This is a genomic window from Pantoea sp. UBA5035, from assembly GCF_002415245.1.
In the GTDB taxonomy this organism is placed as follows: Bacteria; Pseudomonadota; Gammaproteobacteria; order Enterobacterales; family Enterobacteriaceae; genus Pantoea; species Pantoea septica.
Genome location: NZ_DICD01000023.1, coordinates 23412 through 45853, shown reverse-complemented (window position 1 = coordinate 45853; position 22442 = coordinate 23412). Strand labels below are relative to the sequence as shown.

The window sequence follows — 22442 nt, the reverse complement described above, 5'->3', positions numbered from 1 at the left end:
AGGTGCCTGTTTGCGCGGGCCGCGTCGGCAGGGAGGCCGCTTACGCACCACTACCCGCGTCATTCCCGAGAGCGGCTTCGTCCGACAGCTTTTTCCCTTCCTCGATAAACTCTTCGTCAATCTCTTCGACGTTGTCGCGGTTATCCTTGCCCGACAGCAGGTTCCAGCAGGCGATAAACAGCGCGGCGATCAGCGGACCAATCACAAAGCCGTTAATGCCGTAAATCTCCATGCCGCCTAAGGTGGCGATCAGGATCAGGTAATCAGGCATTTTGGTATCTTTACCCACCAGCAGCGGGCGCAGAATATTGTCCACCAGTCCAACGATCACCACAAAGAAACCGACCAGGAACAGCCCCTTCCACAGCGCGCCGGTCGCGAAGAAGAATATCGCCGCAGGCACCCAGATAATGGCCGAGCCCACGGCGGGGATCAGCGACAGGAACGCCATCAGCGCGCCCCACAGCAGGCTGCCGTCGATATCCACAAACCAGAACGCCAGCCCGCCCAGAATCCCCTGCACGATGCCGACCACCACCGTGCCCTTGACCGTGGCGCGTGAAACGGCGGCGAACTTCATAAACAGGTGATGCTTCACGTAGGTCGAAAGCGGCAGCGCCTCCAGAATCAGATGCACCAGATAGGAGCCGTCCTTCAGCAGGAAGAAGAGCAGATAGAGCATCACGCCGAAGCCGACGGTAAAGGTGAAGGTACCTTTGCCGATCAGGAAAACGCTGCCCGCCATATACTGGCCGCCCTTCAGCGCGAAGGTCGAGAGCTTCTGCTGGATCTGCGCCGCGTTATTCATCTGATGCTCAGAGAGAAAGTTGCGTAGCCAGCCGGGCAGGTGATGCAGCAGATCGGCGAATACCGTCGGAAACTGCGCCGAATTGCTCTGCAGCTTGAGATAGACGGCGTTAACCTCCACCACCAGCGAAGAGGCGATGATCGCCAGCGGCGTAAACACAATCAGGCAGATAATCAGCAGCGTCACCAGCGACGCCAGACCGTTGCGATCGCCCATTTTGTGCCGCAGCCAGGTCTTCAGCGGGGCGAAGATCACCGCCAGGATGGCGGCCCAGAGAATTGGTGAAAAGTAGGGCGCCAGTACATCGAAAAATGCAACGGTCACTATCGCCAGAATCACGATGAAGAAACCGATATTTAGTCCTTTAACACGCATGCATAAACCTCAGGGTTAAGTGTTGCGGGTGAACTATAGAACGCCCGGCGCGCTTTGTAATGCCAATCTGTGGTTTCGTTTAAAAATTTAAATCCAGCGCGGCAGAGCGCGCGCGACAACGCGGCCACATCGCCGAGTTAACGCATATTCGACCTAAATATGCACGATTGGCGCATCGTGGTTGAAGCCTGTCGTTAAGGTGTGTAAAAATCCTGCGCAATCGTTTACTCCCGCCGTGGAGAGACGTTTTTTTGCCGCGACCTTTCGCGCTGCCGCAGAGCGGCGGAGCAGGGCGGCGCGGTAATGCGGCCGTCGATGCCAACTCACCGTCGACGGCGTTGAGGTCATGACGACAGGACAGGCAGATGAAAACCACGCAAACCGGCGCGCTGACCGCAGCCGCAGAGGCGCCCGCCGAACGCGGCTGGCGCAAAACCGACACCACCTGGATGCTGGGGCTTTACGGCACCGCAATCGGCGCAGGGGTGCTCTTTTTGCCGATCAACGCGGGCGTCGGCGGGCTGCTGCCGCTGATCATTATGGCGATCCTCGCCTTTCCTCTGACCTTCTACTCCCATCGCGCGCTGACCCGCTTTGTGCTCTCCGGCAAAAACGCGGGAGAAGATATTACGGACGTGGTGGAAGAGCACTTCGGCGCCGGCGCGGGCAAAATCATTACGCTGCTCTACTTCTTCGCCATCTTTCCCATTCTGCTGATGTACAGCGTGGCGATCACCAATACGGTAGAGAGCTTTATTGAGCATCAGTTAGGGCTGGTGTCGCCGCCGCGCGTGCTGCTGTCGCTGATACTGATTATCGGTCTGATGACGGTGGTGCGCTTCGGCGAACAGATGATCGTCAGGGCGATGAGCATTCTGGTCTTTCCCTTTGTCGCGGTACTGATGCTGCTGGCGGTTTATCTAATCCCGCACTGGCACGGCGCGGCGCTGCAGACCCTGTCGCTGCACCATAGCGGCGGCGGCAAAGGCATCGCCATGACGCTGTGGCTGGCGATCCCGGTGATGGTCTTCTCTTTTAACCATTCGCCAATCATCTCCTCGTTCGCCGTGGCGAAGCGCGCGGAGTATGGCGAAGGTGCGGAGCCCAGGTGCTCGCGCATTCTCGCCTGTTCCCATCTGCTGATGGTGGCGACGGTGATGTTTTTTGTCTTTAGCTGCGTGCTCAGCCTGTCGCCGCAGGATCTCGCCGCGGCGAAGGCGCAGAACATCTCGATTCTCTCCTATCTCGCCAACCACTTTAACGTCCCGGTTATCGCCTGGCTCGGCCCGTTGATCGCCATCGTCGCCATTACCAAATCTTTCCTCGGGCACTATCTCGGCGCGCGCGAAGGCTTTAACGGTCTGGTCAATAAAATGCTGCACAGCCGCGGCAAAAGCCTGGCGCCTGCGAAGCTGAACCGGGCGACGGCGCTGTTTATGCTGCTCAGCACCTGGCTGGTGGCGAGCTGGAATCCAAGCATTCTCGATATGATCGAAACCCTCGGCGGGCCGGTGATCGCGATAATTCTGTTCCTGATGCCGATGTACGCCATCCGCCACGTTCCCGCGATGCGCAAATACAGCGGGCATCTCAGCAATCTGTTTGTGGTGCTGGTTGGACTGGTGGCGATCTCCGCCATCTTCTACTCCCTGATCAGTTAACGAGAAGGCGCCCGCTACGCGCGGGCCGTTTAGCGGCGGTATAGCTTTCCCGTCCCGCAACATGCTAACTTTGTTGAGAATAATTATTAGTTACTGAGGTAGTAAGCGATGAAAAAGGGACTTCTGCTGGCCGGGCTGCTGACGTCGGCGGCGTGCGGCGCCACCACGTATCCGCTGCAGATCACCGATCTCGACGGCAACGCTATTCGGCTCGATCATGAGCCGCAGCATGTGATCCTGCAGGATGGCCGCGACGTGCTGGCGCTGGCGCTGCTCGACCGCGACAATCCCTTCAGGCGCGTGGTGGCCTGGAATAACCTGCCGAAAAAGCAGGATACCCAGACCTGGGATCTGCTGAAGCAGCGCTGGCCGCAGGCGAGCAACATTGTTGATATGGGCTTCAACGATCAGGGGCAGGTCAATCTCGAAAGCGTGCTGGCGCAGAAGCCGGATCTGATGATTGCCCAGCTGCGCGCGAAATCGGCGCTGCAGCAGTCAGGCGTGCTGGATACGCTGAAAGGGCTCAACATTCCGGTGCTGTTTATCGACTATGAGCTGCACCCGAAAGAGAACACCGCGCGCAGCGTGACGCTGCTCGGCAAGGTGCTTAACCGCGAGAAAGAGGCGGCCGACTATACCGCCTTTTATCAGCAGCGTTTACAGCAGCTCGACGCGGCCATCGCAAAAGTGCCGCAGAAGCCGACGGTATTTATTGAGCCGATCGCCGGCAACAGCGACAACTGCTGTTTCACTCACGGCCATAACGGCTGGGGCGGTCTGGTGGAGGCGGTGGGCGGTAAGAATATCGGCTCCGCGCTGCTGCCGGGCAATGCCGGCTTCGTCTCGCTGGAGAAGATTATCGCCATGAAGCCGGATGTTTATATTATGACCGGCTCGAAGCGTCCTAATCCTGGCGTACTGCCGTTTGGCTATAACACGACGCCGCAAGAGATTTCAGCGACCTTTAGCGGCCTGCTGAACCGCAGCGGTCTGAAGCAGATCGCGCCGGTCGAGAATGGCCGCGTTTATGGCGTTTATCACCACTTCTATAACCATCCTTACAACATCATCGGCATGGAGATTCTGGCGAAAGATCTCTATCCGCAGACGTTTGCACAGCTCAATCCCACGGCCGATTTCCACTACATCGTGACCCACTTTACCCGTCTGCCGGACGCGCCGGTGACCTTAAGCGCGCCCTGAACCGCCGACCGCGCGTTGACAAAACGCGCGGTTAATTTACCTTCCCGTCGCGCTATCTTTCGCTACTCTTAAATAAACCGCAGTTAGCCTTGCTGGCGTCGTGCGGGCGATCGCTGCCGTTTGGGCTCTGCCCGAGGTATTTATGAATTCACACTCCCTGGCCTCTACGCTGAGTAAAAAATTTATCCTTGAGCCGGTTATGTCGCAGAGCGGCCGCTTTGTCGGTTTTGAGCTGCTCACGCGCTATACCTCGCTGGCGGGGAAATCGCGCAATCCCTTTATGGTGATTGAAAATATGCCGTGCAGCGAAAAGCGCGATCTACTCTATGAGCAGCTGAGCGATTTGTCGCCGGTCGTGGCGCTGCTTGAGGCGCATCACCTGTTCGTCAGTATCAATGTAGACCGCGATATGGTGACTATGCTGGAAGAGGATGCGCGGCTGGGCTGGCTGCTCAGCACCGCCAGCGTCATACGCTTAGAGGTTTCCGAAGCTATCGACTTTCATCAGGATCACGAGGCGCGCGAAACGCTGCATCGGCTGAAGGCGCGCGGCATTCGTTTCTTCCTCGACGATCTCGGCACCGGCTTCGCCAATCTGGAAGCGCTCTATACCGGCCTGTTTGAGGCGGTGAAAATCGACAAGCGCTTTTTCTGGGAGCAAAAGGATAAATCGATCTTTCCAGTATTGATGGCCAATATTCAGCGCTATTGTCCGCAGATAATCGTAGAGGGTGTCGAGAATAAAGAGGATATGGCGGCGCTGGAACATATCCCGCTTTACGGTCTGCAGGGATACTATTTTAGCGCGCTGGAAATAGAGGATTTACCGCAGCTTTTTAGCTGACGATTTTTTTATTGGGCGCAGCGCATATCACGCGCTTTATCGCTTTCGCTAAAAAATTACGATTAATGAAGCAGGCTAAGCAGGGTGGATAAAAGGTAAATAAAATGAAAACAATGTTGCTTTTTTAGTTGGGGCTGTGCTTCGTCACGGGCAGATCTGACGCGGCATGCGGGCGAGCAGCCAGACCGCGCGCTAAAGTTTTCGTAAGGCAATATTTAGCAGCCAAATTAATAGGCCGAATAATTAATTTCCCTCTCTGGTCAGACCCCATACCTGTTTTGCCTGAATAGAGATGCCCGAGGCGGATATTTAACGGAACGTCTAATTCACGCTAAAAAATAAGTCGGCGCAGCGTGATATAAATCAGGAAATATCCTAATTAGGAAAATTAGTGCTGCCAAAATAATAGCCACAGTGTTAATCTCTTTGTTCAACACTGGTGATGTGGTGTTGTCTCCTCTAGTTTTTTTCCTTGATTTGGCAAGGATTAGCCGGTCTTCGGTATAAAGGAATTTCGATTCCCCCGATCGATTTCGATCGGGTTTTCATTTCTGTTTGATTCTATTTTCCGCTTTGTTAAACCGCCATTTTACGCGCTACCGCCCGCTCTGTTCGTCGCACCGCCCGCAGGTCCAGCGGTCTCCACAATTTCTGCCGAGTGTTAAGGAAGCGCTAAACGGCGTAATAGTCTGTAAGTTACCGATTTTTAAGAGTTTTGGAGATGCAGGCGCCATGCAAATCGCCGATAGTAGAGCTCAACGGCGCGACGTTCGCTGTTGCCACTGGAGGTTTACGATGAAAAAAACAACATTACGCGTTATCGCGACTTTTATTGCATGCAGCTCACTGATTTCTACCCTTTCCTGGGCTGACGGCCCGGGCGACCATCATGGCCAGCCCTGGCAGCAGCATGACGGCAATCGTCACGATGGCGACCGCCATGACGATCGCGGCCGTGGTCCGCAGGGCCATGGCCCGGATCGCGGTCCGGATCGCGACCGTTTCGCCGGCAACCCGCATGGCGACCGACATGACTATCGCGACCGTGACCGCGATCATTTCGCGTGGAACGGACACGATTTTCGCCGCGGCCACCCGATGCCGCACGAATATCGCGGCCCGCACTATCGGGTAGACGACTGGCGCGAGCGCCGTCTGCCGGAGCCGCCGCGCGGCGAGTACTGGTCCTATATCGACGGTAACTATGTGCTGATTGCCGCCGCGACGGGCATTATCACTTCGCTGATCCTCGGCAACGCCTTTAACTAAACCTGCCATTCGGGCGGCCCCGGCCGCCCGTTCTCCCTGATTTCCGCCTCAATCTTCTGAAAACCGGCTGCCCGCACGCGCGCCTGTTCCTCTTTTTTTCACGCTCGCCAGGCTATGCTTTGCTTCCACACTGTTCCCTTTCGCCTGATAAGGAGTCGAGATGACAGCGGTAAAAATGGTGGCGGTCGATATGGACGGCACCTTTCTTGATAACCAGAAGCAGTACGATCGCCCGCGCTTTATGCGCTGCTATGAAGAGATGAAAGCGCGCGGCATTAAATTTGTCGTCGCCAGCGGCAATCAGTACTACCAGCTGAAATCTTTCTTTCCCGCTATCGCCAGCGAGATCGCTTTTGTGGCGGAGAACGGCGCCTGGATTCTGGATGGCGAAGAAGAGCTGTTCTGCGGCGCATTTTCTCGCCCGGACGTGCATGCGGTGCTCGATACGCTGCAAAACGGCAACTATCCCGGCCTGCGTTATATCCTGTGCGGACGTGAAAGCGCCTACTACTTCAGCGGCGTAGTGGAAGAGCAGTGGCTGGCGAAAATGCGCCACTACTGCCATCGGCTGAAGGCCATTAATTCGCTGGAAGAGACGGGCGACGATCGGCTGTTCAAGTTCGCGCTTAACCTCTCCGACGACTATGTCGAACCGCTGATGGCGGATATTCAGCGGCTGCACGCGGGCGCGGCGGCGGCGACCTCGAGCGGCCACGGCTCGGTGGATCTTATCGTGCCGGGCCACCACAAGGCCAACGGCCTGAATATTCTGGCGCAGCGCTGGGGCATCGATCATCAGCAGGTGCTGGCGTTTGGCGACGGCGGCAACGATCTGGAAATGCTCAGGCAGTCCGGGTTTAGCTTCGCCATGGCCAACGCGCCGCAGCGGGTGAAAGAGGCGGCGCGCTACGCTGCGCCCGGCAACAACGAGGCGGGCGTGCTGCAGGTTATTGAGACGATGCTGGCGGGCGCGCCGCCGTTCGCCTGAAAGCTGCGCGGGCGGGCGGGCGGCGGCGTCGCTGCCCGTTATGCCTGCGCGGGCACCACGCGCCACGCCTGCGCCAGCATCGCGCGCATCGCCTGCTGGCTGTAGTTCACCAGCGAGTTTTTGCTGTTGGCGCGCGCCAGAATCCACTCCGCTTCTTCGCTGCTCAGCGTCTGGGTCTCCTGCCAGAAAGGCGCGATCGCCTGCTGCTGCAGCCAGTTTTTCAAAAAGCGCGCTGGCTGCGCCTCCGGCGCGGCGAAAAGCTGCTGCTGCAGATCCTGCATCAGCTGCTGCTGCTGCGCATCGTCGCTTTCTGCCAGCAGATCGAGGAACGGAAAGAGCAGCCGGCCGCAGACTTCGCCGTGATGATAAGGCTTGATGGCGCCCAGTTCGCCGGCGATGCCGTGGATCACCCCCAGACCGGCGCTGCTGAGGCAGACGCCGCCCAGCCATGAGGCCATCATCATCGCTTCGCGCGCCGCGTCGCCCTGCGCATCGTCGCGGTTTAGCGCGGGCCAGGCCTGAACGAACTGGCGCAGCCCGGTCAGCGCCAGCTGGCGAGTAAACAGATTGCCCTTGCTGGAGAGGTAAGCCTCGAACAGATGGGTAAAGGCGTCGATGCCGCAGGTCGCCAGCACCTTATCGGGCGCGCCTTTCAGCAAATCCGCATCCAGAATCGCCACCTGCGGGACAAATACCGGATGGCGCAGCGAAGCCTTAACCTTGATGTCATGCTGGTCGGTCACCACGGCGTTCTGCGTCGCCTCGCTACCGGTGCCGGCCGTGGTCGGCACGGCGATCAGCGGCAGCGTTACCGCCTGCACCGGCGTGTCGCCGACCTTTTCCAGATAGCGCGCGGTGGGAAGCGGATGCTGCATCATGGCGCTGAAAGCTTTGGCACCGTCGAGCACGCTGCCGCCGCCAATCGCCACCACGCGGTCTACGTGACCGCGCCAGCGTGTGACCCAGGCGTCAATCTCAGCCGGTGACGCTTCATGCGCCACGATTTCATAACCAATAATGAGATCGTTCAGTTCGCTTTTCAGACGCGCGTAGATCGGCCCGTTAAGAAAAGAGCGCCCGCAGAACAGCAGCGTAGGCTGAGGATCGGCGCTCAGTAGCGGCACCAGCTTACTGATACTGCCGCGTCCAGAGAGGGTTCGTTGATTGCTGTACAGCTCGATCAGGTTCTCACTCACCGCAACATCCTTATGTCATCAGGAAAAGAGAGAGTGTAACCAAAAGCCGAACGGCGGCAGCGGCAAACTTTCTGATAACGCTGCGATGAAAAGTTGATCACCTTCGCAAAACAGAAATTCAGCCTCTGCAGGGAGGTGCTTTCATCAGGATGTTACCCTTAACATGTTACTGGTAACAGGTTGTGTCTGACTGTTAGTCCGTTTTTTCGATGCCGTACCCAATGTCCGTTTCGGACCCATGATAACAATATGCTGCTGGCGCTGGCCGGTCAGTAAGGTGGAGAAAACCTATGCCCTTACTTATTGTGGCGATCGGCGTGGCGTTACTGCTGCTGCTGATGATTCGCTTCAAACTTAATGGATTCATCGCGCTCATTCTGGTGGCGCTGGTGGTCGGCATGATGCAGGGCATGCCGGTCAATAAAGTGATCCTTTCAATTAAAAACGGCGTCGGCGGCACGCTCGGCAGCCTGGCGCTGATTATGGGCTTCGGCGCCATGCTCGGCAAACTGCTGGCCGACTGCGGCGGCGCGCAACGCATCGCCACGACGCTGATTGAGAAGTTCGGCAAGCAGCATATTCAGTGGGCGCTGGTGCTGACCGGCTTTACCGTTGGCTTCGCGCTCTTTTATGAAGTTGGCTTCGTGCTGATGCTGCCGCTGGTGTTCAGCATCGCCGCTTCGGCGCGCGTGCCGCTGCTCTACGTCGGCGTGCCGATGGCGGCCGCGCTGTCGGTGACGCACGGCTTCCTGCCGCCGCATCCCGGTCCGACGGCGATCGCAACGCTGTTTAACGCCGATATGGGCAAAACCCTGCTGTGGGGCACGCTGCTCGGCATCCCGACGGTGATCCTCGCCGGCCCGGTTTACGCCCGCTTCCTGAAAAGCATCGATAAACCGATCCCCGAAGGGCTCTATAACCCGAAAACTTTTAGCGAAGAAGAGATGCCAGGCTTCGGCGTCAGCGTCTGGACCGCGCTGGTGCCGGTGGTGCTGATGGCGCTGCGTGCGCTGGCGGAAATGGTGCTGCCGAAAGGGCATGTGCTGCTGCCCTATGCGGAGTTTTTCGGCGATCCGGTGATGGCGACGCTGATTGCGGTGCTGATCGCCATCTTCACTTTCGGCCTTAATCGCGGACGCAGCATGGATGAGGTAATGGGCACCATTACCGATTCGATTAAAATTATCGCCATGATGCTGCTGATTATCGGCGGCGGCGGGGCGTTCAAACAGGTGCTGGTGGACAGCGGCGTCGATAAATATATTGCCGCGATGATGCAGGAGAGCAACGTTTCACCCATCTTTATGGCCTGGTCGATTGCCGCAGTGCTGCGTATTGCGCTCGGCTCCGCCACCGTGGCGGCGATTACCGCGGGCGGCATCGTCGCACCGCTGATCGCCAGCAGCGGCGCCAGTCCGGAGCTGATGGTGATTGCGGTCGGTTCCGGCAGCGTCATCTTCTCCCACGTCAACGATCCCGGCTTCTGGCTGTTTAAAGAGTATTTCAACCTGACGATTGGCGAGACTATTCGTTCCTGGTCGGCGCTGGAAACCATTATTTCGGTGTGCGGTCTGGTGGGTTGTATGCTGCTGTCGATGGTGATTTAAGCTTTACCGCCGGGCGTTGCCCGGCGGATAGCCTTAGCTGGCCAGCGCGCGAAACGCGGCCAGCTCCTCGTCAGGCATTCCCGCCTGGGTCGCCGCGAGACAAATTTGCCCCCAGCTGTTGGCGTCCAGCGGGATCCCCTCACGCTCGCGCTGCGCGCGATTCGCCTCTTCCCATTCCCCCGGCACCTGAATCGGCTCGCTGCCGCTCTGCGGCGATCGCTTCACCCAGTCAAGAAAGGCTTCCGCTTCCTCCTGCATCGCCGGCGCGTTGAACGCTTCCGGGTTAAGGATGATGGCGGTCATGCAGTTGTAGATCGCATCATGGCTGGCGAGCACCGTTTCCTCATGGGTGGTGCGTCCGCCGGAGAGCGCGCCGCCGAGGATTTCGCACAGGGTTGCCAGCGCATAGCCCTTGTGCAGGCCAAAGGGCAGCAGCGAGCCGTAGGGCGCTTCATGCATAACGGCAGGGTGTTCGGTCGGCTTGCCCTGATGGTCGATCAAATAGCCAGGCGGCACGTCGACCCCTTTATTCCAGGCGACGCGCGTTTTGCCGAAGGCGATGCCGCTGGTGGCGAAATCGAGCAGAAGAGGGCTGGCGTCACGGCGCGGAAAAATGGCGCAGAAGGGGTTGGTGCCGAAGCGGCGATCGCTGCCGCCGAACGGCGCCACCATCGGGTCGCCCATCACGTTGACGAAATGAAAAGAGACCAGATCCGCCGCGGCGCACTGTTCAGCCCAGTGGCCGATGCGGCCGATATGGTGCGAGTGGTGCAGACCGACCGCGGCGATCCCCAGCTGTTGCGCGCGCGCGATGCCCTGTTGCATCGCCTCATAAGCGGCCACCTGGCCGAAGCCGGAACGGGCGTGAAAGGTCAGCACCGCGCCGGCGTCTTTTTCCAGCACCGGATGCTGATTAAGCTGCAGATGGCCCTGGCTGAACGAGCGCATATAGCTGGGGATCATGCCGACGCCGTGGGAGTCGTGTCCGGCCAGATTCGCCGCCACCAGATGATCCGCCACCAGACGCGCCTCGTCGGCTTCGCTGCCGGCGTGGAGCCATATCGCCTGCACAAACTGATGCAGCCGCGCGGCATTGATTCGATAGAGTTCACTCACTTTGCTCTTCTCCTTTTTATGGGTACACCGCATCCTGCGGCTAAAAAAAAGCGACGGCAAGTGATGGTTTCAGAGGAGGAGATGGGCCACAACGCGTGGCCCAAAGAGGGGTTAGTGCGGCTGTTCAAAGCCGGCTTTGACCATTTGCTCGCGCAGCGCGCGCGAAATTTCGCGATTACCGCCGGTGACGGGGTAGATCACGTTGTTGATAACATCATCAATATAGTGCTCATCGAACTCTTGCATGCTGAGCTGCGTGCCGCCTTCATCATTGATAGCGAAAGACCCTTTAATGTGATCGCCAGCATTTTTCGCCTTGAGGCTGTAGCGACCCATACTGGTATTTATCATGCTCATAGTGTCTCCTTGTTGCTCATCTTACGGTGGTCGTCGCAGAGGCCTGCCTTTGCCGCTAAAAGTTTAGCGGGTGCAAAAGGCGGAAACGAAGCGTGAAGTGGTTAAAAAAGCAGCTGCTGCGACCGGCGTCGCAAAAATAGTTCGGGCTTATCTGGAAAGGGTGCACGCCGGCCAGCGCGGAAAGTGGTCCAGCAAAAACGCAGCGATAGGCTATACTCTTATCCGGAAAGGTTTTTTACTGGCAAAGGAACATGGATATGAAAATAATTTTGTGGATTATCGCCATCATTTTCATTGTTGGATTACTGACGCTGACCGGCGTATTTAAGTTAATTTTCTGAATCAACGCGGGCACCGCTCAGGTGCCCTTGCTTCTGTTCCTCTTAGACGCCTGCGCGACCAGACAGCGCGCGATAGGGTCGACGAGCGTATTCGGCAACAGATCCCGCGCCGTCAGACGCTTATTGCAGCTGGCGCAGCGTGCGCCATGAAACGCCGGATCTGCTGAGGGATCGTGGGTAAAAGTAAACTTCGCACTGCCGCAGGCGGTGCAGCGAATCTTCATTACCATACTAATGCTCTCCTTGCCTGAATCGAACAGGCGCTATTCTAACAAATCCCTCCGGTTTATTTATCAAAAATCCTAAACAATTAATGCGCGTTATCTTTTGGGGTTGCTGTTTAATTGTTTAATAATTACATAAAGTTATTGTTTCTTTTGGTAACCCCGGCGCGGAGCGGCATATCAGAAGCTGCCTGATGAGGCGCTGAAATGGCCTTGGACACGCCTGTCGAGGCGGCTAAACGCAGTTATTTTTCTCTGTTTGGTCCCGGTTTGATTTCGGTTGAGCATAATCGCGCCCCTGACGCAGGATTGTATTTAACCAGGATGCGTGCGGCCGGAAAGGAGCAAGCTGGTCGGCGCGCCGTCGATTTGTACAGGAAAAGAGTTGTGAACCGGTCTTCTTCGAGCGCCGTAGTGGGCGCCTGCTCCGCGCTTATTTTTTCATGTTCCCTTCAGGCTGCGACCCTGACGCAAAGCATCCAGAGCGGCTGGAACACTTTCACCAGCAACGTGCAGCAGACCTGGGAAGAGCCTCAGAACAAAGATTTTTATCTGCCCGCTATCACCTGGCATAACCGCTGGACCTACGATGACGAGCATATCGAGCGCTACAACGAGCGCCCCTGGGGTGCGGGCGGCGGTATCTCACGCTATGACGATAAGGGCAACTGGCACGGCCTCTATCTGATGGCTTTTAAGGACTCCTATAACAAGTGGGAGCCGTTCACCGGCTACGGCTGGGAGGCGACGTGGCATCCGATCGACGGAAGCCGTTTTCATCTCGGCGCCGGCTACACCGCTGGCGTCACGGCGCGTGATAACTGGCGCTATATTCCGGTTCCCGCGCTGCTGCCGCTGGCGTCGGTGGGTTATGGTCCACTAAATTTTCAGATGACCTATATTCCGGGCACTTACAATAACGGCAACGTCTACTTCGCCTGGCTGCGGTTTCAGTTTTAACTTTTAGGGGCGTCTGTCAGGCGGGGAGGAAGTGAAAAAAAGGCGATATTTATCACTTTTTCATCAATTCTCACTGGACAAATGTCACGGCAATTGCTGTACTAGACGGCGACACAGTTTAGTGTCCATTTTTCATGTAAAGGTAATATAGATGTCCAAGATTAAAGGTAACGTTAAGTGGTTTAATGAATCTAAAGGATTCGGTTTCATTACTCCAGAAGATGGCAGCAAAGACGTGTTCGTACACTTCTCTGCTATCCAGAGCAACGGCTTCAAAACTCTGGCTGAAGGTCAGCGCGTAGAGTTTGAAATCACCGAAGGCGCCAAAGGCCCATCTGCTGCTAACGTTATCAGCCTGTAAGTTAACAGTCAGAATTTCAAAAACCCGCTTTATGGCGGGTTTTTTTATACCTTAAAAAGGCCAAAACCCGCTCGTTACGCTGCCCGACCTTGCCGACAAAGATTAACTCCGCCTGAATTGCTTATGTTGAATGCGTAACGCCGCACGAACTGCGGCGTCAGTCACATAAAACCCTCGTAACATTATTATAACAACCCTTAGTTGCAGCTTTTTTTTTGCCGACGCTATATAACAGAGCGGCAGCATTATCTTCTTCAGGAGGCAGGATGAATATACGTCAGGCACAGGCGAAAGACAGCTTTGCGCTCAGCGCGCTGCTGGCCGAATTAGGCTACGGCGGCACCGAGAGCTTTATCGATAAACGCCTTGCCCAGCTGAGCAGCGATCCCGACGAGATGCTGCTGGTGGCGGAGCATGGCACCCAGGTGCTGGGATTCCTGTCGATGCATTTTATTCCTCAGCTGGCGCTGGCGGGCGACTTTGCGCGCATCAGCTATTTTTGCATCGCAGAAGGGGAACGCAGCAAGGGCGTCGGCCAGCAGCTGTTGCAGCACGCCGAAGCGATGGCGATGCAGCGCGGCTGCGACCGCATGGAAGTGCACTGCCACGCATCGCGGCTCAAGGCCAACCAGTTTTACCTGCGCGAAGGCTATGAAGAGTCGCCGCGCTACCATATCAAAGGTCTGAACTAAGCCGCGCCTCGCGCCCGGCGGCGATCGCCAGCGCGCTGGCCAGCATCTCCAGCTGCTTCTCCTGCAAACAGGCGATGCTGACGCGTATAAACTGCGTCGGCCCCAGCCGACAGCGCTCGCCGGGCAGCACGGCGATGCCGCGCGCCGCCAGGGTAATCATCGCATATTGCTCCGACGCCACCGGTATGCAGATGCTTAGCCCGTCGCGCATCGGCAGCCTCAGCCCGTGCGCCGCCAGCGCCGCCAGCATTTGCTCGCGACGCTGGCGATAGATTGCGCGCGCGGCGGCGATCGTCTCCTGCGTCGCGGCGTCCTGCAGCAGCCAGGCGACGCTATCCTGCAAAATTCGACTGGTCCAGCTGACGCCGAAATTGCGCCACGCCTGAATGCGCCTCACCATCTCGGCCGTAGCGGAGAGCACCGCCAGCCGCAGATCGGGGCCGTAAGCTTTGGAAAACGAGCGGACGTGCAGCGTGCGGTCAGGAAAAATAGTGCCGAGGCTCCAGGCGGGCGTCGCGGAGAGATCGCCCAGCCCGTCATCTTCGACAATCAGCGTCGCGCTCTGCGCCAGCGTCTGCGCCAGCGCGGCCTGCCGCGCTCGGCTGACGCTGTTGCCGGTCGCGGAATGGGTGCGCGGCTGGTAAATCACCATCACCGGCGACTTCTGCAGCAGCGCGGCGAGCATCTCCGGCAGCGGTCCCTCATCGTCGCAGGCTAACGGCAGAATTTCCGCGCCGACGTTATCGAGCATATCCAGCAGCCGCGTCGCGGTGGGATCCTCAATCACCACGCGATCGCCCGGCGACACCAGCGTCTGCACTACCAGATTCATCGCGTCGAAGCCGCCGTCCGTGGCCAGAAAGGCTTCGGCCGCGTAGGGCCAGCGCGGCTTGATGGCCGACAACAGCACCGGCGAAATCGCCTCGCGAACATAGCTGTTTAGGTGCGGCGACTGCAGCGCGGCCAGCAGGGCAGGCTGCAGATCGGGCAGCAGCGCGGGATCGGGCGAGGCCATCGACAGATCGGCGCGGATGTTGTCGCCGTAGTTGCCGATCTTTTCAAAACGAATCGGGCGCGGCATCACGGTATTGCCCGACACCCAGACGCCGCTGCGTCCTTTGCCCGCCAGCACTTTATGCTTTTTGAGCTGTCCCCAGGCCGCCGACACCGTTGCCGGACTGACGCCCAGCTTCTCCGCCAGCTCGCGTACGGCAGGCATCTGCATACCTACCGCAATCTTGCCCTCGCGGATCAGCGTGGAAGCCGCCAGCGCAATGCCTTTTACTGAGGCGTCGCTTATCTGCTCGCTCAGCCAGTCGATATCTACCGTTTGCGTCATAAGAAAATACTTTGTTCAGTAACGAATTAATGATTGTTCAGATAAGTATTCCCGAACTAGTATCAAATTCAAGCACTATTTGATGAATAAATCATCGGCGCCGCAGGGCGCTACCTGCTAACGGGGCAAACATGAGCAGACTAACCGTCAGACTGGCCGTGCGCGACTGGGATTACTTTACGCCGCTGGCGCTGGGCGACCTGCAGCCAGAGGGCTTTGAACTGGTGATTGACCGCGTCGGCACGCTGGTCGATCACCTGGCCAATAGCCCCGACTATGAGGGCGGCGAAGTCTCTTTCAGCCGCTATGCCCAGGGACGCGCGCGCGGCGAAACCGGCCTGCTGGGGCTGCCGCACTTTCTGATGCGCGGCTTTCGGCAGCGCTGCATTATCACCACTGCCGACAGTCCGCTCACGACGCCGGCGCAGCTGAAAGGCAAGCGCATCGGCGTCACCGGCTGGCAGGATTCCGGCAACACCTGGACGCGCGCCGTGCTGCGTGAGGCGGGCATAGAGATCGACGATGCTTACTGGTTCGCCGGTCGCCTGACGGAGTCGCATCCCGTCGTCGATCGCCTGGCGGGGTTTGGCCGTCCGGGCCGCATCGAGGCGGCGCCGGGCGAGCGACCGCTGCTCGATCTGCTGCGGGCAGGAGAGCTGGACGCGCTGTTTACGCCTTTTATGCCGGAAGGATTTTTCCAGCCCGACTCCGGATTGCGTCAGCTACAGGTCGATTTCCAGCAGGCGGAGCGCGACTATTTCCATCGCGTCGGCTATGTGCCGGGCATCCATATTCTGGCGCTCAAGCCGGCGCTGGCGGAGGCGCATCCCTGGCTGCCGCTGGCGCTCAGCGAGATTATCGACCGCTCATGGCGGTTATGGATGCAAAAGCGGGAGAAGTACGCTGACACCACGCCCTGGCTACTGGACGATTTGCGACGCACCGCGCAGGAATTGCCCGCCAGCTGGAATCAGAACGGGTTTGAGGTTAACAAGAAGATGATTGCCGACTTTGCCGATGAGCTTTATCTGCAGGGTTTGACGAAAACGCGCCTGACGCCGGAAGCGATCTTCCCGGCGGCCAGCAAGGGGGACATATGATGAAAGTAGCGATGGGGCAGTTCGCAGTCAGCCGCGAATGGCAGGAAAACGCGGCTATCTGCCTCGATCTTATGGCGCGCGCCGAAGCGGGCGGCGCCGATCTGCTGGTGCTGCCGGAAGGGGTGCTGGCGCGCGATATCGCCGATCCCGATCTGGTGCTGAAGGCGGCCCAGCCGCTGGACGGCCCTTTTCTGACGCAGCTGCTGGCGAAAAGTCAGGGCAGCGCGCTGACCACCATGATGAGCGTGCATGTGCCGACCGAGGGCGACAAAGCGCTGAACGTGCTGGTTGCGCTGCGCAACGGCGAAATCATCGCCGCCTATGAAAAGCTGCACCTCTACGACGCCTTCGCTATGCAGGAGTCGCAGCGCGTCAATCCCGGCGCCGTTATCCCGCCGCTGGTCGAGGTCGCCGGCATGAAGGTGGGGCTGATGACCTGCTACGACGTGCGTTTTCCCGAACTGGCGCGGCGTCTGGCGCTGGACGGCGCCGAGGTGCTGGTGCTGCCCGCCGCCTGGGTAAAAGGTCCGCTGAAAGAGAGGCACTGGGAGCTGCTCACGACGGCGCGGGCGCTGGAGAACACCTGCTATATGGTGGCGGTGGGCGAGTGCGGCCCGCGCAACATCGGCAACAGCCTGGTCGTCGATCCGTTGGGCGTCGCCATCGCCAAAGCGCCGGAGTCGACCGCGCTGGTGTTTGCAGAGCTCGATCCGCAGCGTATCGCCTATGCGCGCAGCGTGCTGCCGGTGCTGGAAAATCGCCGCTTCGCCCGTCCGGAACTCAAAACAGAATAAGCACGCCTGGGAGAAACCACCGTGAAAAAGAGTGCAACCGCCATTTTGCTGGCGCTTGGCCTGAGCGCCTCGCTGGCCCACGCCGCCGACGCCATACCGACGCAGCAGGTCGATAAGGGGCTGCATGACCGCCTGCCCGACGCCATTAAGCAGGCGGGCAAGATGATCTCGGTAAACAACGGATCCTTTCCGCCCTATGAAATCGTCAACGGTCCGCACGCCATGGACGGCGCCTCTGCCGATCTCAGCAGCGCGCTGAGCCAGCTGCTGGGCGTAAAAATCGAGCACGCCACGGTCAGCGGGCTGTCAGGGGTGCTCTCCGGCATTAACTCCGGTCGCTACCAGCTGGCGATCGGCCCGATAGGCGACTACCCGGATCGTCAGCAGAAAGTGGATTTTATCGACTTCGTGCAGGAGTTCGTGGTGTTCGGAGTGCAGAAGGGCAATCCGCAAAAAATTAACGGACTGGAGGATACCTGCGGCAAGCGCATCGCGGTGATGGCGGCGGGATCGGCAGAACAGGTGATCCGCAAACAGTCGGAAGCGTGCGTAGCGGCGGGCAAACCGGCCGTGGTGGTGCAATCCTTCACCGATCAGCCCTCCTCGATTCTTGCGGTACGCTCGAAGCGATCGGACGCCTTCTTCTCCTCGCAGGCGCCGCTGACATACTTTATCGAGCAGGCGAGCGGCCAGCTTGAGCTGGCGGGCAAGGGGCAGAAAAACGGCTTCGGCGATATTTTCCAGGGCACGGTGGTGCCGAAAGGGTCGCAGCTGGGCCAGGTGGTGCTGGATGGCTATAAGGCGCTTTACCAAAACGGTACCTACGCCGCCATCATGAAAAAGTGGAAGCTGGACGGCAATATGATTAGCGCGCCGGGTCTCAACCTGGCGAAAGGGGCGGCAAAATGAGTCCAGACATCCACAATACACGAGCCACGGACAGGGCCGACGTGCAGCAGCGCGACGTGGCTTTCGCCCGCAGCGCGCCCGCCTGGGGACGCTGGGCCTCCTGGATTGTGGCGCTGATCCTCGCCTCCAACTTTCTCTGGCTGGTGGCGACCAACCCCAACTTCGAATGGAAGGTGGTGCTGCAGTGGTTTACCGAGGAATCGGTGCTGAAGGGGCTGGAAATCACGCTCGGCCTGACTGTGGTCTCGATGATCCTCGGCACCGGGCTGGGACTGCTGCTGGCGGTGTGGCGTCTGTCGGAGAACCGGCTGCTGAACGGCATCGCCAGCCTCTATATCTGGTTCTTTCGCGGCACGCCGCTGCTGGTGCAGCTGATATTCTGGTACAACCTGTCGACACTGTTTCCCACGCTTTCGCTGACGCTGCCCTGGACATCCGTGACCTGGGCCAGCTGGAACACCAACGATCTGATTACGCCGCTGACGGCGGCCATCGCCGGGCTGGCGCTGAACGAGGCGGCCTATATGGCGGAGATTATCCGCGCCGGACTGCTGTCGGTGGACAACGGCCAGGTCGAAACCACCCAGGCCTTCGGCATGAGCCGCAGTCGCGCGCTGCGACGCATCATCATTCCGCAGGCGATGCGCGCCATTATTCCGCCCAGCGGCAACCAGCTGATCAGCATGATTAAAGCGACCTCGCTGGTGAGCGTCATCGCCATGGGCGATCTGCTCTATTCGGTGCAGGCGATCTATAACCGCACCTTTGAAATTATCCCGATGCTGATGGTGGCGGTGATCTGGTATTTGCTGATTACCTCGATTCTCAACGTCGGCCAGTCGGCGATAGAGCGCTACTACGCGCGCGGCACGCGCCGCACGGTAGAGGCGGCGAAGTCGCGCGCATCCACGCCGCTCTCCGGCGCGCGCCTGCTTCAGAAGGAGGATTTATGAGTGCTGTCGCGCCGCTGGTCAGCGCGCGTAACGTCCATAAAAGTTACGGCCATAACCAGGTATTGAAAGGGATCGATCTCGACGTCTTTCCCGGCGAGGTGGTAGTGATCCTCGGGCCGTCCGGTTCGGGCAAATCGACCTTCCTGCGCTGCATCAACCATCTGGAAGATATGAACGGCGGCTCGATCATGGTAGGAGATGAGCAGATTGGCTACGAGCTGAAAAAGGGCATTCTGCATCGCCTCTCGCCGCGTAAAATCGCCCTTCAGCGCCAGAAGATCGGCATGGTGTTCCAGCAGTTCAACCTCTATCCCCATCTGACGGTGCTGCAGAACATTATCGAGGCGCCGATCGGCGTGCATAAATTTCCGCGTCACGAGGCGATCGCCTATGCGCGTTCGCTGCTGGCGACGGTAGGATTGAGCGACAAGGCGGACGCCTGGCCGCGGCATCTGTCCGGCGGCCAGCAGCAGCGTGTGGCGATTGCTCGCGCGCTGGCGATTAAGCCGACGCTGATGCTGTTCGACGAGCCGACCTCGGCGCTTGACCCTGAACTGGTCGGCGAAGTGCTGGCCACCATGCGCACGCTGGCGGATCAGGGGCTGACCATGATTGTAGTGACCCACGAGATTGGATTCGCACGCGAAGCGGCCGCCCGGGTGGTGTTTATGGATGGCGGCGTGGTAGTGGAGCAGGGGCCGCCCGAGCAGGTGATTGCGCAGCCGCAGCATCCGCGCACCCAGGCGTTTTTAAGCCGTTTTATTTAATGCCGCATCAACAATCTTACTCTGTTACAGAATCTAGTTGAGGTTGGCGGCGATCTGCGCGTAAATAGCACTGTTCATTTTCTTCGCTTAGGTTGAAAGGTAAAGTATGGAAGGTATCAGTATTGCCAAACTGCTGATCATCGGTGCGCTCATCGTACTGCTTTTTGGCACCAACAAGTTACGTTCACTGGGTGGCGATCTGGGCTCCGCAATCAAAGGCTTCAAAAAAGCCATGAAAGATGAAGAACCCACCGCAACCAAGACAACGGCTGAAGATGTTCCGGCAGAGCGCGTCACCCATAAAGAGTGATGCATGACCGCCAGAGAATAGATGTAACCATTTATTTCTTACGGACATAAAAAAACCAGACCTTACAGCGTCTGGTTTTTTATTGCCTGCGACAGGAGTGAGTTTATTTCACTTCCAGGCCTTTCGCCTGCATATCCGCGTGATATGAAGAGCGCACAAAAGGCCCGCATGCGGCATGGGTGAAGCCCATCGCCAGCGCTTCTTCTTTCATCTCATCGAACTCGGCCGGGCTGACGTAGCGCTGAACCGGCAGATGGTGACGGCTCGGCTGCAGGTACTGGCCCAGCGTCAGCATGGTGACGCCGTGGCGGCGCAGGTCGCGCATCACTTCGATAATTTCCGCATTGGTTTCGCCCAGGCCCACCATCAGACCCGATTTAGTCGGGATCGACGGATGCGCTTCTTTAAAGCGTTCCAGCAGCTTCAGCGACCAGTCGTAGTTTGCCCCCGGACGCACCTGACGATAGACGCGCGGCACGTTCTCGAGATTGTGGTTGAAGACGTCTGGCGGCGTGGCGGTGAGGATCTCCAGCGCGCGGTCCATACGGCCGCGGAAATCGGGTACCAGGGTTTCGATTTTAATCGTCGGGCTCTTTTCGCGGATCGCGCTGATGCAGTCGGCGAAGTGCTGCGCGCCGCCGTCTCGCAAGTCGTCACGGTCTACCGAGGTAATGACCACATAGCGCAGCGCCATATCGGCGATAGTTTGCGCCAGCTTCAACGGTTCGCCAGCGTCCGGGGCGTTAGGGCGGCCATGCGCCACGTCGCAGAACGGGCAGCGGCGGGTACAGATGGCGCCGAGGATCATAAAGGTCGCGGTGCCATGGTTAAAGCATTCAGCCAGGTTAGGGCAGGAGGCCTCTTCGCACACCGAGTGCAGGCCGTTTTTGCGCATCGCCGCCTTGATGCCCTGGATTCGACTGGAATCCGCAGGCAGCTTGATTTTCATCCATTCGGGCTTGCGTAACAGCTCCTGACGTTCTGTCACCACGGTTTTCACCGGGATCAGCGCCATTTTATCTGCGTCGCGATATTTGACGCCGCGTTCCATCTGAATTGGTTTACTCATAAGTCTGCAGGTTCCGGTCGGATTGCGTGATGAGAGCTTTCGCCTTCAGGCCAGCGGTAAAGCTTTCAACTTTATTTGATAAAATTTCAAAAATTATATCAGTTCCGCCTGGCAGAAGCAGCCGTCCGGCGGCGGGAAAAGTTACAATTTTGTAAATTCGCATGCACGGTTAAGGCAGCGGCGCGGATTCAGCCGCCAGCCATTCTACCCGGGTAAAGCCCAGCTGGCGCGCGAAGGCCGCCACCAGCAGCGGCTGCACGTCCGCCAGGCTGACGCCGGGCTGAAAGGCGCTGAGCTGCGTCATGCGCATCCCGGCGTAGCCGCAGGGATTGATGCGCAGAAACGGGGTTAAATCCATCGCGACGTTAAGCGCCAGACCGTGAAACGAGCAGCCCTTACGGATGCGCAGGCCGAGCGAGCAGATCTTCTCCTCGCCGACATAGACGCCCGGCGCGTCTGGACGCGCGCGCGCCTCGACGCCGAAGTGCGCCAGCGTGCCGATCACCGTCTCTTCCAGCGCGGTCACCAGCTGGCGCACGCCGATCTTGCGGCGCTTAACGTCAATCAGCACGTACATCACCTGCTGGCCCGGGCCGTGATAGGTGACCTGACCGCCGCGATCGCTCTGGACTACCGGAATATCGCCCGGCATCAGCAGATGTTCGGCCTTGCCGGCCTGACCCTGGGTGAAAACGGCGTGATGCTCCACCAGCCAGACTTCGTCGCGGCTGTCGCCGTTACGGCGATCGGTAAACTGATGCATGGCATCGGAGACGGGCTGCCAGTCGCGCTGGCCGAGCTGACGAATAAGAAGCGTATCTGCTGACAAAACGGCGGTCCGGTTAAGGAGGAAAGGCTGAGTATAACGTCGGCAAAGGGCAAGACCAAGACCCTTCGCCGACGCCGGCACTTACAGCACCATGCGCACGATATCGATATTGCCCAGCTCTTCATACAGGGTTTCCACCTGTTCGATATGCGTGGCGTTAATGGTGATCGATACCGAGTGGTAGTTGCCTTTGCTGCTTGGCTTGACGTCGGGCGAGTAGTCGCCTGGCGCATGGCGTTGCACCACTTCAACCACTTGATCAACCAGCTCCGGCTGCGCCAGACCCATCACTTTATAGGTAAAAGGAGTAGGGAATTCGAGCAGTTCATTCAGTTTGGTTTTCATATTGACTCCGGTGCATAAAAAACAG

25 protein-coding genes are annotated in these 22442 nt (G+C 58.5%); 16 read left to right on the top strand and 9 right to left on the bottom strand.

The window, feature by feature from the left end:
- Nucleotides 1-40: 40 nt before the first annotated feature.
- Nucleotides 41-1183 (bottom strand): AI-2E family transporter, encoded by a 1143-nt coding sequence (locus B3229_RS15525; protein WP_033751883.1) that lies wholly within the window; start codon nucleotides 1181-1183, stop codon nucleotides 41-43.
- A gap of 365 nt (nucleotides 1184-1548) precedes the next feature.
- Here B3229_RS15525 and B3229_RS15520 point away from each other — a divergent pair, with 365 nt between their 5' ends.
- The 5 genes from B3229_RS15520 to B3229_RS15500 all read left to right on the top strand — a co-directional run bounded on the left by B3229_RS15520 (nucleotide 1549) and on the right by B3229_RS15500 (nucleotide 7148).
- A complete protein-coding gene (locus B3229_RS15520) occupies nucleotides 1549-2844 on the top strand; it encodes an HAAAP family serine/threonine permease (RefSeq protein ID WP_286872188.1) in 1296 nt (431 codons plus the stop codon).
- A 108-nt stretch (nucleotides 2845-2952) separates the two neighbouring features.
- Complete coding sequence (locus B3229_RS15515; protein ID WP_286872185.1) at nucleotides 2953-4047, top strand: ABC transporter substrate-binding protein; 1095 nt, start codon at nucleotides 2953-2955, stop codon at nucleotides 4045-4047.
- A 142-nt stretch (nucleotides 4048-4189) separates the two neighbouring features.
- Nucleotides 4190-4891 (top strand): EAL domain-containing protein, encoded by a 702-nt coding sequence (locus B3229_RS15510; protein WP_277268675.1) that lies wholly within the window; start codon nucleotides 4190-4192, stop codon nucleotides 4889-4891.
- 795 nt (nucleotides 4892-5686) lie between these two features.
- Complete coding sequence (locus B3229_RS15505; RefSeq protein WP_033751878.1) at nucleotides 5687-6160, top strand: RcnB family protein; 474 nt, start codon at nucleotides 5687-5689, stop codon at nucleotides 6158-6160.
- A gap of 160 nt (nucleotides 6161-6320) precedes the next feature.
- A complete protein-coding gene (locus B3229_RS15500) occupies nucleotides 6321-7148 on the top strand; it encodes a Cof-type HAD-IIB family hydrolase (protein WP_033751877.1) in 828 nt (275 codons plus the stop codon).
- A 38-nt stretch (nucleotides 7149-7186) separates the two neighbouring features.
- Here the strand turns inward: B3229_RS15500 and B3229_RS15495 are convergent, their stop codons facing one another.
- The gene (locus tag B3229_RS15495; protein WP_286872179.1) at nucleotides 7187-8344 is read right to left on the bottom strand and encodes an iron-containing alcohol dehydrogenase; all 1158 of its coding nucleotides are present in this window, start codon (nucleotides 8342-8344) and stop codon (nucleotides 7187-7189) included.
- Between the two features lie 290 nt (nucleotides 8345-8634).
- Between B3229_RS15495 and gntT the strand changes: the two genes are divergently transcribed.
- Complete coding sequence (gene gntT, locus B3229_RS15490) at nucleotides 8635-9951, top strand: gluconate transporter (protein WP_033751872.1); 1317 nt, start codon at nucleotides 8635-8637, stop codon at nucleotides 9949-9951.
- Nucleotides 9952-9984: 33 nt separating this feature from the next.
- Here gntT and B3229_RS15485 read toward each other — a convergent pair whose 3' ends face one another.
- Both B3229_RS15485 and B3229_RS15480 read right to left on the bottom strand, forming a co-directional pair.
- Nucleotides 9985-11067, bottom strand: coding sequence for a malate/lactate/ureidoglycolate dehydrogenase (locus tag B3229_RS15485; protein WP_286872176.1), 1083 nt, complete (start codon nucleotides 11065-11067; stop codon nucleotides 9985-9987).
- 111 nt (nucleotides 11068-11178) lie between these two features.
- Nucleotides 11179-11424, bottom strand: a complete 246-nt coding sequence (locus B3229_RS15480) for a hypothetical protein (RefSeq protein ID WP_033751866.1) — start codon at nucleotides 11422-11424, stop codon at nucleotides 11179-11181.
- A gap of 70 nt (nucleotides 11425-11494) precedes the next feature.
- Here B3229_RS15480 and B3229_RS15475 point away from each other — a divergent pair, with 70 nt between their 5' ends.
- Nucleotides 11495-11752 (top strand): hypothetical protein, encoded by a 258-nt coding sequence (locus B3229_RS15475; protein WP_286872171.1) that lies wholly within the window; start codon nucleotides 11495-11497, stop codon nucleotides 11750-11752.
- Nucleotides 11753-11782: 30 nt separating this feature from the next.
- Here the strand turns inward: B3229_RS15475 and B3229_RS21310 are convergent, their stop codons facing one another.
- On the bottom strand, nucleotides 11783-11989 hold the full coding sequence (locus tag B3229_RS21310; protein ID WP_414692028.1) for an ECs_2282 family putative zinc-binding protein: 207 nt from the start codon (nucleotides 11987-11989) through the stop codon (nucleotides 11783-11785).
- A 387-nt stretch (nucleotides 11990-12376) separates the two neighbouring features.
- On the opposite strand from B3229_RS21310, the gene pagP reads away from it, so the two are divergent.
- From pagP to B3229_RS15460, 3 genes are all read left to right on the top strand, one after another.
- The gene (gene pagP / locus B3229_RS15470; protein WP_376747201.1) at nucleotides 12377-12949 is read left to right on the top strand and encodes a lipid IV(A) palmitoyltransferase PagP; all 573 of its coding nucleotides are present in this window, start codon (nucleotides 12377-12379) and stop codon (nucleotides 12947-12949) included.
- A 151-nt stretch (nucleotides 12950-13100) separates the two neighbouring features.
- A complete protein-coding gene (gene cspE, locus B3229_RS15465) occupies nucleotides 13101-13310 on the top strand; it encodes a transcription antiterminator/RNA stability regulator CspE (protein WP_033751857.1) in 210 nt (69 codons plus the stop codon).
- Nucleotides 13311-13576: 266 nt separating this feature from the next.
- On the top strand, nucleotides 13577-14002 hold the full coding sequence (locus B3229_RS15460; protein WP_048783129.1) for a GNAT family N-acetyltransferase: 426 nt from the start codon (nucleotides 13577-13579) through the stop codon (nucleotides 14000-14002).
- Here B3229_RS15460 and B3229_RS15455 read toward each other — a convergent pair.
- The gene (locus tag B3229_RS15455) at nucleotides 13986-15341 is read right to left on the bottom strand and encodes an aminotransferase class I/II-fold pyridoxal phosphate-dependent enzyme (RefSeq protein WP_286872168.1); all 1356 of its coding nucleotides are present in this window, start codon (nucleotides 15339-15341) and stop codon (nucleotides 13986-13988) included. The two genes, B3229_RS15460 and B3229_RS15455, sit on opposite strands and share 17 nt — an antisense overlap.
- Before the next feature lie 131 nt (nucleotides 15342-15472).
- Here B3229_RS15455 and B3229_RS15450 point away from each other — a divergent pair, with 131 nt between their 5' ends.
- The 6 genes from B3229_RS15450 (at nucleotide 15473) to tatE (ending at nucleotide 20174) form a co-directional block, all read left to right on the top strand.
- Nucleotides 15473-16441, top strand: coding sequence for a nitrate ABC transporter substrate-binding protein (locus B3229_RS15450; protein ID WP_286872166.1), 969 nt, complete (start codon nucleotides 15473-15475; stop codon nucleotides 16439-16441).
- The gene (locus tag B3229_RS15445; RefSeq protein WP_048783136.1) at nucleotides 16441-17235 is read left to right on the top strand and encodes a deaminated glutathione amidase; all 795 of its coding nucleotides are present in this window, start codon (nucleotides 16441-16443) and stop codon (nucleotides 17233-17235) included. The genes B3229_RS15450 and B3229_RS15445 overlap by 1 nt, the downstream gene beginning before the upstream one ends.
- 21 nt (nucleotides 17236-17256) lie before the next feature.
- Nucleotides 17257-18144, top strand: a complete 888-nt coding sequence (locus B3229_RS15440; RefSeq protein ID WP_286872164.1) for an ABC transporter substrate-binding protein — start codon at nucleotides 17257-17259, stop codon at nucleotides 18142-18144.
- The gene (locus tag B3229_RS15435; RefSeq protein WP_286872162.1) at nucleotides 18141-19097 is read left to right on the top strand and encodes an amino acid ABC transporter permease; all 957 of its coding nucleotides are present in this window, start codon (nucleotides 18141-18143) and stop codon (nucleotides 19095-19097) included. The genes B3229_RS15440 and B3229_RS15435 overlap by 4 nt, the downstream gene beginning before the upstream one ends.
- Nucleotides 19094-19864 carry an amino acid ABC transporter ATP-binding protein gene (locus B3229_RS15430; RefSeq protein ID WP_286872160.1) on the top strand — a complete coding sequence of 257 codons (771 nt, stop codon included), beginning with the start codon at nucleotides 19094-19096 and terminating at the stop codon, nucleotides 19862-19864. The genes B3229_RS15435 and B3229_RS15430 overlap by 4 nt, the downstream gene beginning before the upstream one ends.
- Before the next feature lie 106 nt (nucleotides 19865-19970).
- Nucleotides 19971-20174: a twin-arginine translocase subunit TatE gene (gene tatE / locus B3229_RS15425; protein WP_033751842.1), complete on the top strand. Its 204-nt coding sequence runs from the start codon at nucleotides 19971-19973 to the stop codon at nucleotides 20172-20174.
- A gap of 103 nt (nucleotides 20175-20277) precedes the next feature.
- Here tatE and lipA read toward each other — a convergent pair whose 3' ends face one another.
- The 3 genes from lipA to ybeD all read right to left on the bottom strand — a co-directional run bounded on the left by lipA (nucleotide 20278) and on the right by ybeD (nucleotide 22417).
- Nucleotides 20278-21243, bottom strand: a complete 966-nt coding sequence (gene lipA, locus B3229_RS15420) for a lipoyl synthase (RefSeq protein ID WP_033751839.1) — start codon at nucleotides 21241-21243, stop codon at nucleotides 20278-20280.
- Nucleotides 21244-21412: 169 nt separating this feature from the next.
- The gene (gene lipB, locus B3229_RS15415; protein ID WP_048783121.1) at nucleotides 21413-22072 is read right to left on the bottom strand and encodes a lipoyl(octanoyl) transferase LipB; all 660 of its coding nucleotides are present in this window, start codon (nucleotides 22070-22072) and stop codon (nucleotides 21413-21415) included.
- 81 nt (nucleotides 22073-22153) lie between these two features.
- Nucleotides 22154-22417: a DUF493 family protein YbeD gene (gene ybeD / locus B3229_RS15410; RefSeq protein ID WP_033751835.1), complete on the bottom strand. Its 264-nt coding sequence runs from the start codon at nucleotides 22415-22417 to the stop codon at nucleotides 22154-22156.
- Nucleotides 22418-22442 lie beyond the last annotated feature (25 nt).

What these genes read in the sequence shown, in the direction of transcription:
- B3229_RS15525 (WP_033751883.1), bottom strand. Translation starts at nt 1,183, where the DNA reads ATGCGTGTTAAAGGACTAAATATCGGTTTCTTCATCGTGATTCTGGCG.
- B3229_RS15520 (WP_286872188.1), top strand. Translation starts at nt 1,549, where the DNA reads ATGAAAACCACGCAAACCGGCGCGCTGACCGCAGCCGCAGAGGCGCCC.
- B3229_RS15515 (WP_286872185.1), top strand. Translation starts at nt 2,953, where the DNA reads ATGAAAAAGGGACTTCTGCTGGCCGGGCTGCTGACGTCGGCGGCGTGC.
- B3229_RS15510 (WP_277268675.1), top strand. Translation starts at nt 4,190, where the DNA reads ATGAATTCACACTCCCTGGCCTCTACGCTGAGTAAAAAATTTATCCTT.
- B3229_RS15505 (WP_033751878.1), top strand. Translation starts at nt 5,687, where the DNA reads ATGAAAAAAACAACATTACGCGTTATCGCGACTTTTATTGCATGCAGC.
- B3229_RS15500 (WP_033751877.1), top strand. Translation starts at nt 6,321, where the DNA reads ATGACAGCGGTAAAAATGGTGGCGGTCGATATGGACGGCACCTTTCTT.
- gntT (WP_033751872.1), top strand. Translation starts at nt 8,635, where the DNA reads ATGCCCTTACTTATTGTGGCGATCGGCGTGGCGTTACTGCTGCTGCTG.
- B3229_RS15480 (WP_033751866.1), bottom strand. Translation starts at nt 11,424, where the DNA reads ATGAGCATGATAAATACCAGTATGGGTCGCTACAGCCTCAAGGCGAAA.
- B3229_RS21310 (WP_414692028.1), bottom strand. Translation starts at nt 11,989, where the DNA reads ATGAAGATTCGCTGCACCGCCTGCGGCAGTGCGAAGTTTACTTTTACC.
- cspE (WP_033751857.1), top strand. Translation starts at nt 13,101, where the DNA reads ATGTCCAAGATTAAAGGTAACGTTAAGTGGTTTAATGAATCTAAAGGA.
- B3229_RS15460 (WP_048783129.1), top strand. Translation starts at nt 13,577, where the DNA reads ATGAATATACGTCAGGCACAGGCGAAAGACAGCTTTGCGCTCAGCGCG.
- B3229_RS15455 (WP_286872168.1), bottom strand. Translation starts at nt 15,341, where the DNA reads ATGACGCAAACGGTAGATATCGACTGGCTGAGCGAGCAGATAAGCGAC.
- B3229_RS15450 (WP_286872166.1), top strand. Translation starts at nt 15,473, where the DNA reads ATGAGCAGACTAACCGTCAGACTGGCCGTGCGCGACTGGGATTACTTT.
- B3229_RS15445 (WP_048783136.1), top strand. Translation starts at nt 16,441, where the DNA reads ATGAAAGTAGCGATGGGGCAGTTCGCAGTCAGCCGCGAATGGCAGGAA.
- B3229_RS15435 (WP_286872162.1), top strand. Translation starts at nt 18,141, where the DNA reads ATGAGTCCAGACATCCACAATACACGAGCCACGGACAGGGCCGACGTG.
- B3229_RS15430 (WP_286872160.1), top strand. Translation starts at nt 19,094, where the DNA reads ATGAGTGCTGTCGCGCCGCTGGTCAGCGCGCGTAACGTCCATAAAAGT.
- tatE (WP_033751842.1), top strand. Translation starts at nt 19,971, where the DNA reads ATGGAAGGTATCAGTATTGCCAAACTGCTGATCATCGGTGCGCTCATC.
- lipA (WP_033751839.1), bottom strand. Translation starts at nt 21,243, where the DNA reads ATGAGTAAACCAATTCAGATGGAACGCGGCGTCAAATATCGCGACGCA.
- ybeD (WP_033751835.1), bottom strand. Translation starts at nt 22,417, where the DNA reads ATGAAAACCAAACTGAATGAACTGCTCGAATTCCCTACTCCTTTTACC.